This window comes from Paenibacillus sp. FJAT-27812, from assembly GCF_001273905.1.
Classification (GTDB): Bacteria; Bacillota; Bacilli; order Paenibacillales; family Paenibacillaceae; genus Pristimantibacillus.
Map to the genome: position 1 here is coordinate 7,072,482 of NZ_LIGH01000001.1, position 13,818 is coordinate 7,086,299.

The 13,818-nt window shown below is 45.3% G+C and carries 11 protein-coding genes; 4 read left to right on the plus strand and 7 right to left on the minus strand.

Translation table 11 applies throughout. The features are described 5' to 3' along the window. Positions 1-16: 16 nt before the first annotated feature. The 3 genes from ADU23_RS30480 to ADU23_RS30490 form a co-directional block, all read right to left on the minus strand. Complete coding sequence (locus tag ADU23_RS30480; RefSeq protein WP_053377199.1) at positions 17-1,651, minus strand: extracellular solute-binding protein; 1,635 nt, start codon at positions 1,649-1,651, stop codon at positions 17-19. Between the two features lie 176 nt (positions 1,652-1,827). Continuing rightward, a complete protein-coding gene (locus ADU23_RS30485) occupies positions 1,828-3,474 on the minus strand; it encodes a sensor histidine kinase (protein ID WP_053377200.1) in 1,647 nt (548 codons plus the stop codon). Continuing rightward, complete coding sequence (locus tag ADU23_RS30490; protein WP_053377201.1) at positions 3,443-4,195, minus strand: response regulator transcription factor; 753 nt, start codon at positions 4,193-4,195, stop codon at positions 3,443-3,445. Before ADU23_RS30490 ends, ADU23_RS30485 begins: the two co-directional genes overlap by 32 nt. Positions 4,196-4,721: 526 nt before the next feature. Here ADU23_RS30490 and ADU23_RS30495 point away from each other — a divergent pair. Together ADU23_RS30495 and ADU23_RS30500 are read left to right on the plus strand one after the other, a co-directional pair. Beyond that, positions 4,722-5,336 carry a TetR/AcrR family transcriptional regulator gene (locus ADU23_RS30495; protein ID WP_053377919.1) on the plus strand — a complete coding sequence of 205 codons (615 nt, stop codon included), beginning with the start codon at positions 4,722-4,724 and terminating at the stop codon, positions 5,334-5,336. Positions 5,337-5,383: 47 nt separating this feature from the next. After that, positions 5,384-7,723 (plus strand): MMPL family transporter, encoded by a 2,340-nt coding sequence (locus ADU23_RS30500; RefSeq protein ID WP_053377202.1) that lies wholly within the window; start codon positions 5,384-5,386, stop codon positions 7,721-7,723. Positions 7,724-7,788: 65 nt separating this feature from the next. Here the strand turns inward: ADU23_RS30500 and ADU23_RS30505 are convergent, their stop codons facing one another. The 4 genes from ADU23_RS30505 to ADU23_RS30520 all read right to left on the minus strand — a co-directional run bounded on the left by ADU23_RS30505 (position 7,789) and on the right by ADU23_RS30520 (position 10,862). Further along, entirely contained in the window at positions 7,789-8,256 is a 468-nt protein-coding gene (locus ADU23_RS30505) for a DMT family transporter (RefSeq protein WP_053377203.1), read from the minus strand. Further along, positions 8,253-8,963 carry a Crp/Fnr family transcriptional regulator gene (locus ADU23_RS30510; protein WP_053377204.1) on the minus strand — a complete coding sequence of 237 codons (711 nt, stop codon included), beginning with the start codon at positions 8,961-8,963 and terminating at the stop codon, positions 8,253-8,255. The genes ADU23_RS30505 and ADU23_RS30510 overlap by 4 nt, the downstream gene beginning before the upstream one ends. A gap of 39 nt (positions 8,964-9,002) precedes the next feature. Beyond that, on the minus strand, positions 9,003-9,425 hold the full coding sequence (locus ADU23_RS30515) for a DMT family transporter (RefSeq protein ID WP_053377205.1): 423 nt from the start codon (positions 9,423-9,425) through the stop codon (positions 9,003-9,005). A gap of 312 nt (positions 9,426-9,737) precedes the next feature. Next, positions 9,738-10,862 (minus strand): NAD(P)/FAD-dependent oxidoreductase, encoded by a 1,125-nt coding sequence (locus tag ADU23_RS30520; protein WP_053377920.1) that lies wholly within the window; start codon positions 10,860-10,862, stop codon positions 9,738-9,740. 430 nt (positions 10,863-11,292) lie between these two features. Here ADU23_RS30520 and ADU23_RS30525 point away from each other — a divergent pair, with 430 nt between their 5' ends. Both ADU23_RS30525 and ADU23_RS33865 read left to right on the plus strand, forming a co-directional pair. Continuing rightward, the gene (locus ADU23_RS30525; protein ID WP_053377206.1) at positions 11,293-12,873 is read left to right on the plus strand and encodes a multicopper oxidase family protein; all 1,581 of its coding nucleotides are present in this window, start codon (positions 11,293-11,295) and stop codon (positions 12,871-12,873) included. 310 nt (positions 12,874-13,183) lie between these two features. After that, on the plus strand, positions 13,184-13,818 hold a 635-nt coding region (locus tag ADU23_RS33865; protein ID WP_053377207.1), incomplete at its 3' end, for a hypothetical protein.

The window sequence follows — 13,818 nt, forward strand, 5'->3', positions numbered from 1 at the left end:
CACCTGATGCTGCTGCCTATTGATTGATCTCTTTGGCTATTTCATCTCCGCCCGTACGATGCCACGTATCAACAAACTTATCAAACTCGTCAATCTTGGCTTCACCCATAATAATTTTCAAAATCACTTCTTCTTCCATTTTTTTGAGATTAGCCCATTTCATCTTCATCGTTTCGGTTGTTCCATAAAAACCGCCAGGAATCACTTCAAGGTTCTCATTGTTCGCTTCCCGCTGGCCTTCAATCCGGGATAAATATTCACCATAGGTATTGGCGTCAATATCATTTCCCTTTTCTTTAAACGCCTGATAGGCACGATAGGACACAATCCGATCTTCCTGGATCGTGGACTCGTCTCCAGATTTGTCTGTTGCCATAATGTCTTCATAGTAACGCTTTAATACATCGTCATAATCCACTTGCATCGGAATTTGGGTAGGGTCATTATTCCATCTGCTTGCGTCCGTCAACAATTCATCCGAATGCTCTTTTTTGTATTGCACGGCATCATCGGTCATCGAATATAAAAAGTCCGTTGTTAGATTAATAGATTTCATAATCGCTTCTGGATGCTTAAACCCTTTTTTCACAACGACGATCCCGCCGCCGATTGGATCTTGGCGAATCGTCTTAAATTTCCCGTTGTCATCCACTGGTGCAGATACCGCTATCCACTCGGCTTCCGGGTTTTTCTTAATGGAATCCTTATAGTTCGTATATCCGATCCACCAAGGATTAAATAGCATGCCTACTTGGCCGTTAATTACCAAAGCTTCTTTTTCTTCGTTTGATCTGACTGCGAATTGCTTATCGATAAGTCCCTCTTTGTAGCGCTCACTCAAATCTGCTAACGCTTCTTTCATTTCAGGCTGAACGGACCCGTATACGACTTGTCCATCTTTACCTGTAATCCATTGAGCCGGAAACGCTTGATGCGCTGCAAAAACAGGCGAAAAATTCATAGCATTCTGATCCATGACAAATCCTACCGTTTTCCCCGTTCCGGAAGCGTCTTTTTCCATAAAGGTTTTAGCCAAATTCCAGACATCATCCAAGCTTTTTGGTATTTCAGCTCCAACTTTATCAATCCAATCTTTTCTTATCCACAATAGCTGGTGCTGATTTCCAATATTCGTCATTGGAAGTCCCATAATTTTGCCGTCTACCTTCACTTGATCCAATAATAAATTGCCATAAGAATCGTAAATTTTCTTAATTCCCTCGGATGCTGTTTTTTCATAAACCTCCGTCATATCGGCAATCAGATCATTATCGACCAATTGATTGAAAATTTCCCGGTTGACCAGCATAACATCAGGCAAATCACCGGTGGTCATCGAAAGGGATAATTTCTGGGCCATATCATCTGTCTCCCAAGCAACCTTCGCTTTTACGTTTACCCTGTCTTCCACATATCGTGTAGCAAGGTTATTTTCGATCGTATCCCCTTCCGGCAAATTATTTACATGATTTGTATTTCGGCCAATCGTAAATTCGACAGGCGTTTCATATTTTCCGTAGGGATTATAATCGTTTTCGTTGACCGGACTTGCTGCTTCATTTCCGCCATTCTTAGTACTGCTGCAACCGCTCGCAACCAGCAAACTTATACAAACGGCCATGATTACTGCGAATCTCCTGCTTTTCCCCATTATTTATTAGCTCCTTTGCTTATTTATATTTAAATTGTATGCGCTATCAGAAAAAGCGTATATGCAACATTTTTCTTTTCTATAGCACTTTTTAGTGTTCTATCTTCCTTTATCGACAATAAAAAAACCGCTGTACGCGAAGTACCTCGGTTTTCGAAGATGAGCAATATCCTGCATCAAGAAAGCGGAATCGTTAACGTAACTGTTGTTCCTTTATTAGGCTCACTTTCAATTTCCAACCCGTATTCGTTGCCATAGTACAGCTTGATACGGTCATTTACGTTTCTTACGCCGCAGCCGCCGCCATCCCCTGCTAATTGCAGCTTTTGCTGCTGCAAGGACATCCCCACGCCATTATCGCTTACAATCATTTTGATTTCCTCATTCTGTGGATACACCGAAATGATAATCTGATTGCCCTGAGGATTCGGTTCGGTGAATCCGTGTATAATGGCATTTTCAACGATAGGCTGTAAGATAAAATGAATAATCGATTGATTTAGAATCGATTCGTCTACTCGGTAGTCCACTTCGAATGATCCGTCATTCATGATGGACTGCAAATCGAGATACGCATGAATATGCTTAATTTCATTTTCAACCGTAACCATATTTTTCCCTTTATTTAAGGTTGATCGATAAAACTTCGCCAACGTGGTGACCATATAACTCGTTTCGATATCTTTCTTCTTCAACGCCCGCCAATGGATAAAAGAGAGGGTATTGTATAAAAAATGAGGATTGATCTGGCTTATGAGCTTGTTATAATCACTTTCCTTTTTGGCGATTTCGGCCTGGTACACTTGAAAAATAAGACTGTTAATCCGCTCCAGCATTTTCCCGATTCCATTTGTGAGTCCGCCAAATTCATCCATGGACGTACTTTGAATAATGACGTCTAGATTGTTTTGTTCCACTTTATCGACTTTATTTTTCAAATGGATAATCCGTCTCGTGAAATTGTTTGAAAATATGTATATAAGAAAGAAGGTGATTGCTAGACTGAGCAAAATAACAAATACGGTAATTTTAAAAATGGCAAAAGCATTAATATAAGCGTTGGCGTTCGAGAGATAATAATGGATCGTCCATTCGATATTTTTCAAATGGCCGCTTATTTTAAAGGGATAATCGGATATAGCGGCCGGGGATGAGCGTTCCTCTGGTTTTTTTTCGCTAAAAACAATTTGCTCTTTTTCGTTCTCAATCTTTACAAAAATGTATTCCGACAGCTTGTCCAGGTCCGAAAAAATACTATCATAATTAATCGAGATCACCATAAAATTGCTGTCTTTGAAATTGCTGATCAGCTCTTGGACCAAATATACATTTTCGTCATATACGACCCATTGTCTTCCCCTAAACCCGTCATACCAGGGCTTATTTTTCAACTCGCTTAGCGGCAAAATATTTTCGCGGATGCCTAGCAAATCCCCCGACGTATAAAAGGTAATTTCCTCGATATTATCATCCATCATTTTGATATGCGAAATCATCGGGTCGACCTTGTCCCTGAAATCGAGGTACATAGCAAAATAGTTCTCTTCGTAATTGTTAATAAATACGTTCGAAAACTCTCGATTAAGCACCATAAACTCGCATAACGTGTTATATCTATTAATTTTATAATCAAGGATGTTGGAAATCTGGTTCAAGCTTGAAGCCGCTTCGCTTTTTAATTCTTTGACCTGCGTTCGATACGATTGAATAAGTGAAAACAGACCTAATAGAATAATAGGAATTAAAGCGATAATAAGGTGAGAAAGCAATAGCTTGTTGCGGAATCTGATATCATTGAACTTTTTCTTTATCAGATTGATCATAAGGGATACCGCTCTCTCTATATTGTAATGGGCTGACATTGTATTTCGCTTTGAACAATCTGCAGAAATAAGAGGTATTTTCAATGCCTACAAAAACCGCGATATCATTTATTTTCATATTGGAATGGATTAACATATAGTTTGCCTTGCGCAGCCGGTAATCCGTCAAATACTTGGAGAAATTCACACCCGTTTCTTTCTTAAACAATATGCTTAAATAACCCGGAGAAAGGTAAACTTCCTTAGATACATCCGATAGCGAGAGATCTCTTTGAAAATTATCCTTCACGATTTCCTTCACTTGCTTAATGACCTTCGATTCCTGCGTTTCGTGCTCTGGATTGTCCCGAATAGGGCTGAATTGCGTAATTTCTTCCATCGCCTCCAGAAACTCATCAACGGCTAATGGCTTCAATAAGTAATTCACAACCCCTAATTTGATCGCGCTTTTAGCATACTCAAACTCGTCATAACCGCTGCAAATTACGATTTTCAGGTCCTCCTGCGTTTTCCTCGCAATCTTGCTTAATTCCAAACCGTTCATCATGGGCATCTTTACATCCGTAATGAGGATATCTATCGATTTCCTATTTAGAATGCCTTCGGCAATTAATCCATTCTCTGCTTCCAGCACGTTGAAAGGAAATTTATACTGAGCGATTATATTTTTTATGCCTTCCCGTTCAATTTGTTCATCGTCAACAATGAGAACATTAAACATGATTTCATCTCCTCTATAGAAACGATTTATAAAGCGGATTTCATTATATCACAATATAGGAAAGGGCTTTCAATGGTAAAAAGCTTCATTTTGTCCCCAATAAAACAGAAAACCACATCCAGAGGACGAGGTTGACTAGACTGTGGAGCTGCGGCAGTTCGTACAGAAATTATGCGAGAAACCCCAAAAGCCTTTTTACGTCGTTTGCATTTTCTGTCGAAGTAAGCCATGCAAGAAGGGTAAAGGCTACATCGAAGGCGGTTGACGGGTTAAAAGAAGTAATGGCCTTACGGTCCATCACAATGGGTTGATCCGGAATGACGTTGTCTCTCCTTTCGCCGCTAGAATCCCCGTATTGGAGCTTCCCTTCACCAAGCTATTGATAAGCTGCCGCGTCAACGCCACAATTCCGTAACAACTTGCCCATTGTGCATCATTGCCCATTGGGCAATAATATAGATATAGAATTATTTTTGAAAATACTGTCAGTCTACCTGAAAAGAGGTGAACGCTTAGGCGTTATATGATGAATAAACAAAGCCTACGCCATATCAAAAGGGAAGCAACCGCGAATGCGCTTGCCGATGCAGCGTTCGCTCTTGCTCTGGAAAGGGGAATGGACGGCTTCGTCGTCGAGGATGTCGTTCAGCGCGCCGGTTACTCCAGAAGAACGTTCGCGAACCATTACTCCTGCAAGGAGGAAGCGGCAGCGGCAGCAGCTGTTATTTTTATTGGCGCCGAAGAGGTCGAGGATTGGATCACGAAGTTAAACGAGGACATTGCCCCGCCCGACGTCCTTTACCATTTGATGAAAATGCAGCTGACAGCAGAGCATATTTATAAGCTGCGGCAGCTTGTATCGCTTTCGAAGCAGTATCCGTCTCTTGAGCCGTACATCCTCAGCGGACTGCACCGTTTGCAAATATCCGCCCAAGAGACATTGAGCGAGTTATCCTATGGACGTTATCCCGAGGGGTACACCCACCTTCTCGCCGGCGCTGTTTACGGGGCTGTGCTGCCCATACTGGACGGCAGCCTGAACGTGCTGCTTCCAGGTCAATCGGCCGACGAAAACCCTGAAGCCATTACGTTCGATCATTATTTAGACACCATGTTCAGTTTCTTGCGAAACGGCTTCTAGTTCCTTACCTCACGTTATTTCTACATGCAAAGGAGAAACATTAACGTATGTCAACTTTTCTGTACAGATTGGGCAAGTCAGCCTATACCAGACCCTGGTATTTCATTATCAGTTGGATCGCGATCCTCGGGATTGTGCTTGCCATACTCGGGGTCAACGGAATACATGTCACTTCCGATATGAAAATTGAGGGCACGGAATCGCAAAAGGTGTTAGACCAGCTGTCGGCAGAGCTGCCGGAAGCTTCTGGCGGACAAGCCAGCATCGTATTTACGGCACCAAAGGGCGAACGTCTCGACACGCCGGAGCGTTTGAGCTCCATTAGCAATGCCGTTAATGATGTATACAACCTTGACTATGTCATTAATCCCGCCAAATTGGCCGCGGAAGCCGGCGCTTCCGCTTCTGGAAATACGCAAGGCAATGAAACTGCGAAAGGGAACGAAAAAGCGCAAGCAGCCGCAGGCGAGATGCCTCCCTACGGCCCACTGATGGTAAACGGAGTTCCGGTACCCGGCGTTATGCTTGCCTCTGACGGCAGCGTCGCTTTGTTCCAATTCCAATTCACCGTTCAGCAAATGTCGCTTCCCGAATCGGTCCCCGATTCCGTAATCCATGCTGTCATGGCTGTAGAGCAGACTGGCATTGCCGCATTGCCTAGCGACTCGCTTTCGACCAAGCCTTCCATTGGCTCGACTGAAGCCATCGGCATTGCCGTCGCCGCCGTTGTGCTTTTCATGACGCTCGGTTCGGTTGTTGCTGCGGGCTTGCCGCTTCTGACCGCTCTAATGGGAGTAGGCATAAGCGTAGGAGGGGCATATGCCTTCTCGAAATTCATTCATATGACCGATCTCACGCCAGTTCTGGCGCTTATGGTCGGGCTTGCCGTCGGTATCGACTACTCGCTGTTCATCGTGAACCGTCAGCGACGCATGATTCTCGATCAAGGGCTGAACGCGCAGGAAGCTGCTAGCAGAGCAGTCGGCACTGCCGGGAGCGCCGTATTTTTCGCTGGCTTGACCGTTATCATTGCGCTGTGCGGCATGCTTGTAATTGGCATTGGCTTTTTGTCCGCGATGGCGCTTGTTGCCGCTTTGGCCGTCCTCGTCAACGTCCTGGTTGCCCTAACGTTGCTGCCTGCTCTGTTAGGTCTGCTGGGTGAACGCATCTGTTCGGCAAAAGCGCGTTCGAAGAGCAGCACCCACGCGAATAAAATTTCTCATGGATTCGCACACCGCTGGGTTACGGGCGTAAAGAAGGGCCGTTGGCTTATTATTTTTGGCGTCATTGTCATTCTTGGCGCAGCCGCACTACCTGTAGCAAAAATGGAAATGGGTATCCCTTCGGGTGCCACGGCGAACTTGGACACACCGTCCAGACAGAGCTACGACGCCATTTCCAACGGTTTCGGCGAAGGCTTCAATGGCCCGCTGCTCCTGGTTGCCAAGCCAAAAGGCGCTTCGGACAAAATGACGCCGGAAACGCTGATGGGTCTAGTTCAGGATTTGCAGCAGCATGAGAACGTTTCGCTCGTGACGCCAATGGGCGTAAACAAGACCGGAGATATGGCGATTATTAGTCTTATTCCGAAAACAGGACCGACGGATGCGGAAACCAAAAACCTGGTACGCGAGATTCGGGCTTCCGATTCGAGCATGGCGCTAACGCATGATGTCACGGTTGGCGTTACCGGATTCACTGCGATTAATATTGATATGTCTTCGAAGCTGGCAGAGGTGTTCCCTCTCTACGTCGGCATTATCGTCATCCTCTCGCTGATTATTCTATTGCTCGTATTTCGCTCGATCATCGTTCCGCTCAAAGCTACGGTCGGCTTTCTTCTCAGTGTGCTCGCCACGTTCGGGATCACCACGGCCGTATACCAATGGGGATGGCTTCACTCCCTATTCGGCTTTGATACCGGCGGTCCGCTGCTCAGCTTTATGCCGATTATGGTTACCGGCATTCTTTACGGGCTGGCGATGGACTATCAGGTCTTCCTCGTCAGCTCCATGCGCGAGTCTTACGTCCATGGCCATCGCGGAACGGATAGCGTCGTTCACGGATATACGCAGGCCAGCCGCGTTGTTGTAGCCGCAGCCGTAATTATGGTATCTGTCTTCGCCGGGTTTATTTTCGCTCATGATATCATGATCAAACAGATCGGCTTTGCGCTGGCGATCGGCATCCTTATCGACGCCTTCATCGTCCGCATGGCGCTCGTCCCAGCAGTCATGGCGGTATTCGGTGATAAAGCATGGTGGCTGCCAAAATGGTTAGACCGCATGCTGCCAAACCTGGATGTCGAAGGCGATAAGCTTCTTGCAGAGCTGAAGGACAAGGAAAGCACAGTTGACATCATAGCTAACCCTCGTAAGGCTTACTGATTTCAGAAAAAAACGAAGGCCAACCAGTTGATCTGGTTGGCCATTTATTTTTTAAGAAGAAGGCTCTAACTGTTTTGCCCCTGATTTTTAGTAAATGTTCCAGGCTGTGCTTTGAATAACAATACGCCACAGATTAATACAATTACCCCTATTGCCTTTTGACTCGTAAAAGGAACCGTATCCAGTCCAAACCAGCCTGCGGAATCCCACCATAACGCACAGATTAGCTGAGATGCCATGACGATCGAGATCGCGTGGCTTGGTCCCAGCAATTTCACTCCTCTTACAACGCATGTTACAACGCCAATCCCCAGCAAACCGCTGAACCAGAACCATAATGGCATTGGTTTCAAATTGAAAAAATCGGCACCGTCCAACATTGACCCTAAACTGAACGAGAATAAAAATCCCATGCCAAGCACTAGAGCCGTCGTAGTATGAGAACGCGCAGCTTCGTTGACTTTACTGTTGAACATCGTTTGAACACTGATTAAGGTGCCTGCCGCCAAAGCCATCATGATGCCCCCTATCATGACTTCCTGTCCCCGTTCTCGTAAATATTTTGTCCGGCTATATCGTATAGCCCCTTCCGGTCCTTCACAATGAGCGTGCCATTGCTCCGCACAACCAGCCCTGATTGGCCGAATCCTTGAAGCACCCGGTTCAAATGTCGGTAACTCGTTCCGATGAGGTTCGCTGTATCTTTTAAACTCGCTATGCTTATACCTGAATATGCCCCCTTCACGTCCTCAGTTGAGACAGAGAGTAAATAACTGGCGACCCTGATTTCTACTGGGTACAGCAGGTTATAACTAAGCGATATCGATTTCAGGTAAAACTTATGGGTCACCACGTCAAGCAGCAATTTCAGGAACGATGCCTCTCCTTCAAATTGCCTTAACCATCGTTTGTGAACGCCGATCGCCTCTACACTAGACACCGCGGTAACCGTATTTAAATTTTCCATCCCCCGTAAACATTCAATTTCCCCAATAACCCCCAGCGGGGTAGTAAAATTAATGAGCAATGTTTTTCCTTCCGTTGAGGTGGTAAACACTTTTACCTTTCCTTGCACAATAAAATATATGAATTGAGGTTCTTCCCCCTGCTGGCATAGTGTTTCATCCGATCCAAAACGGTATAAACCCAGATGTTGTCGTAATGCCTCCGGCACAACATTTTCCAAGCCAAATTGGCTTAGATACTGATTGATCCGCTTCGTGTCCATGATCTCTTTCATAGCTGGCTCCCTCTCCCTTACTAGGTATTACATTTTTCATTATGTTAAACAAAGGATGCCAATAACCATCAACCCGACACCGACCCATTGCGATGGTCTCAAGGAAAGTGAGACAGAGCCGAACCAGCCGATTTTCTCCATGATTAAGGTTGCTGTGATTTGAGCAATCAGGACTGCCGATACGGTCAATGCCGCACCATTTTGGTGATACGCCGTTATATTGCTGAACAGGATAAAAGCTGCAAGCCCCCCTCCGAGCCGGTAAGCAGGCTTCACATGCTTAAGATTTCTCCATGATTTGTCTCCGAGAAACCAAACAAGCATTAGTGCGGCTATAAATCCAGTACCCTGAGTTAGAGCAGCTGCCTGCCATGTTCCGATACTTTCGCCAATGGCCGCATTAGCCGCACCCTGAAGAGTCAGAAACGCACCGCCCAAACAAGCGTATATTACACCTTTCATATCCTTCTCTCCTCCCCTCGCCTTCAAGCTCACTCTAATTTAACAATTCGAGAAGGTTCCGAAAAGGACATATGTCCGCGTTCATAATAATGATAGTGAGTGACAATTGTACTAGCTAAACTTTCAAGTCAGCTGGGTTATCCTGTTGTTCCATCCCGAACTGAAGAGAGACTCCGATATTTGTCTAACCGCAACGACGGCTATTATTCATTCGTTCATAACACACGATAAAAAAAATCCGCTTAAAAAAAGCGGATTTCTATGTACGTATGCTTTTGCCCTTCTACAGCTTTATTCGAAATAACTAACAGGTCAGCCGATAGCTTTACGAATGTCATAATCGGTTAGATCGATATCTAATTCCATTCCTAGCGCTAGCTTAGCCAGCTGGACTCCGATATAAGGGCCCATCGTCAATCCGGAGGCCCCGAGACCATTTGCCGCAAGAAGCCCTTCCCAATCTGGTATGGCGCCTATGACCGGAAGAAAATCAGCTGTATGAGGGCGAAAGCCCACCCTTACTTCCTGAAACGTGCTGTCTGCCAGCGCAGGTGCGAATGTAAGACATTTGCTTAAAATTTCGTGCATTCCGCCGGGCGTGATCCTCGTATCGTAGCCTTCAACTTTATTTTCATGAGTCGCCCCTATCACGATTTTCTGCTGATCAAAGGCGAGCAGATATTGATCGGAAGGCGGCATAACGACCGGCCAGCTGCCCGTATTTTGATTGGCGTCTGGAACCTGCAAATGCATGATTTGCGCTTTCTGGTAACTGACCTGAAAATCAATGCCTAAAGGCTGCAGCAGCGGTCGCACCCAAGCTCCTGCACAAACGATAACGATGTCAGCCGGGTAGCGATTTGCCCCAACCGTAACGCCCGTTACGCGGTTGGATTGATAGTCAAGCGTAGCATCCCCATATATAAGCTCAGCCCCGTTTCTTTGTGCAGATCGAAGCAAAGCGTCACGCAGCGCCCGGCCATCGACACGGGCGGCACCGCTAATATGAATGGACGAATATCCCTCCATGAGCAGCGGGAAGAGCTCACGGGTTCTATGTTCATCAAGCCGGGTAATCTCACCGATCTCCGCCGCGTCTTCTATACGCTTGTAAGCTCTCTCTTCCATTTTGCCGATTTTCTCCGGATCCGTATGTATGCTGAGTGCCCCGACCTTGGCATAGCCCGTATCGGTTTCCCCTTCGCTTTCAAGCTCTTCAATTAGCACAGGGTAATAACGCGCTCCGGCTTTCGCAAGCCGATACCAAGCCTTATTGCGCCGCTGCGACAGCCATGGACAAATAATGCCGGCAGCTGCATCCGTGGCCTGTCCTTCATCTTTCCGATCGATGATGATGACATCTGCTCCCTGCTTAGCCAATTGGTATGCGGTTGATGCTCCGGCAATTCCCGCTCCAATGACAATTACCTTCATGATGATTTTCACTTCTTTCTGTAATCGATATTCTTATTATAACGAGTTCTCTATCATTTCCCATATCTACAAAACAATTATTTTCATCGTAAACAAATTGGATTTACCAAGTCGTCGTTTCTACGGGGAAACCGCCTGACCTTATCGCTGCGAGCGATGCGCTCTCCTTATGTAAACGAAAATATCATGAGAGAAATCTGACAGCCCAAAATACGTGCCGTCCTAGGTGGTACGCTTTTTATAATTGTCTCATGGAAATGTATTTTATACATATGATAGTAAAGGTTAATGTTTGGAGGAGGTACTCAAACCCGCAGTATCACGATTGAGTTCCTTGGTCTAGAGCGCATTATGTGACTTCTACAATTGCGGAAGCTTATGCCAAAGCATCAGCCTAACTGGCGGTCATACATAAAGGAGGTGTTTTATTGATATGCCACCAAAAGTCAACTTGCAAAAGTTTGTTGATAAACTGCCAGTTCCTGAAACCATTTCCCCAGTCAAACGAGACAAAAAAGGCTCTTATTATGAAGTGACCATGAAGGAATTCACACAAAAACTACATCGTGATCTCGGGCCTACCCGCTTATGGGGCTACAATGGCATGTACCCAGGCCCGACCTTTGATGTGATGAAGGGCGAAACGACATTTGTCAAATGGATGAATGATCTGCCTACAAAGCACTTTCTCCCTATTGATACGACTATTCATGGTGCAGAAGGGACTCTTCCAGCGGTTAGAACTGTCGTTCATCTACACGGAGGTAAACAGCCAGCACATAGCGACGGTTACCCTGAGGCATGGTTCACAAAAAATTTTGAACAAACAGGACCTTTGTTTGAAAGAGAAATATACGAGTACCCAAACCTTGAAGCCACTGCTTTATGGTATCATGATCACACAATGGGAATTACGAGATTGAATATGTATGCGGGACTTTCAGGATTCTTTATCATCCGTGATAAGCTTGAACAATCCCTGAATCTACCGATGGGAATATATGAAATCCCTCTATTGGTCCAAGATCGCTCGTTTAACTTAGACGGATCGCTCTATTACCCTAGTTCGCCGGATGAAAAGAACACTAGTCTCCCATACCCCTCGATTGTGACACCTTTTGACGCAGACACGATATTGGTAAACGGAAAAGTATGGCCCTATCTCGAAGTGGAGCCCAGAAAATACCGTTTTCGCATTTTAAACGCTTCCAATAGTCGAGCCATTACGTTCAAATTGGACTCCGGACAGCCATTTTATCAAATTGGAACCGATCGCGGATTAATGGAGAAGCCAGTGGTAATGAATGAGATTCTCCTTCTAACTACCGAACGTGCGGATGTGATCATTGATTTTTCTGGATCTTTCGGTCAGTCGATTGTACTTAAAAATGTCTTCAAGGGTGCTTCCCCCGAAACAACAAATGTGATGCAATTTAAAGTTACGGTTCCCTTAAAAGGGAAAGACACCAGCTCCATTCCTGATCATTTAGCGAAGATTGATTTTCTTTCAAGAAAAATGGCTAGCAGGACAAGAGATCTCACACTCATCAAAGTGGCGGATGAATATGGAAGATCGTTGAATTTACTTGATGGTAAAATGTGGATTAATCGCATTTCGGAGAAGATTGAGGTGGGAACTGTTGAGATTTGGCGGTTAATCAATCTATCCACGGATGATCACCCCATTCATTTGCATATCGTCGACATGCAAATTCTTGAGCGCCAGCCATTTGATGTTGCTCATTTTCAAGCCACAGGAAAACTTAAGTTTACAGGGCGCGCGGCTCCTCCTGAGCCTAACGAAAGGGGATTTAAAGATTCGATTCGAGCTCCCGCCGGTTACGTTACCTCTTTTATCGCAACTTTCGGTCCTCTCACCGGACGTTTTGTATGGCATTGTCATATGCTCGAGCATGAAGATCACGAGATGATGCGACCCTTTGAAATCCATAACAAAAAGAATACGCTGAAAAACATACTGAAGAGAATGATTTACCCATTACGCTATAAATGAAAGCAAGAGGTTTTCAAGAAAGACCCATCTCCCAAGCGTTCCTCCCCTACTCATTATTAAAAAATTCGGAGAACGCAACAATTTGTTCAAAAAAATCTCGATTCATCGGATTTGTTTTAGGATGACTTATTGTTGATTTAAAAAGCTCACGATATAATTACATCGTAAAGGTCGTGAAGAACACGCCGCTTCCATACAATGAACATCCTGATCGAGTAATTGGGGTGAGTTGTATGGGAGCGGCTTTTGTTTTTTGTTGGCGTGAAAAATTACTAAGCTTATATTAGTTACTAAAGGGAGGACGAGCACAGTGGTACGATTTGAGCAGCATTATGAGGAGTGGTTACGGGAAAACATTGATAACGAGAACAATCCCCGAAGGCGAGAATTGCTAAGTAAAGGACTAGGACATGGGACTGCCGAGTTCCTTCGATCCATATGGTTTCCCGCAGTCGGTAATTTGAAGCATTTGTTTCCCGAGTGGGAGGTTCGTGACTTCAGTAATGGTTATCGTTATCTTGACCTCGCTTATATGCCTGCCGGTGCAAAGGGCGGAATTGAGATTCAAGGGTACGGTCCCCATGCCAGAGATCTTGATGTAAGACGATTTAAAGATTTATGTCGTCGCCATTGCTTATTATCACTCGATGGATGGACTTTCCTTCCGATTGCCTACCCATCAATTGTAGACGAGCCAAAACAGTGCCAACAGTTGGTCCTCTCTTTTATAGGAAAGTTCATTGCAACCGACGTCCCGTCCAGCTTATCCTGGCTAGAAGCCGAAACGGTACGGTTTGCACGCCGGCTTTTGCGTCCAATAACGCCGTTGGAACTCGCTAGCCATCTTAGGGTGAGCGATCGGCAGACGAGGCGCATCTTGCATGAGCTGGTTAATCTGCACATACTCGACATCGCAAGCGGTCAACAACGAGCTCGCACCTACAA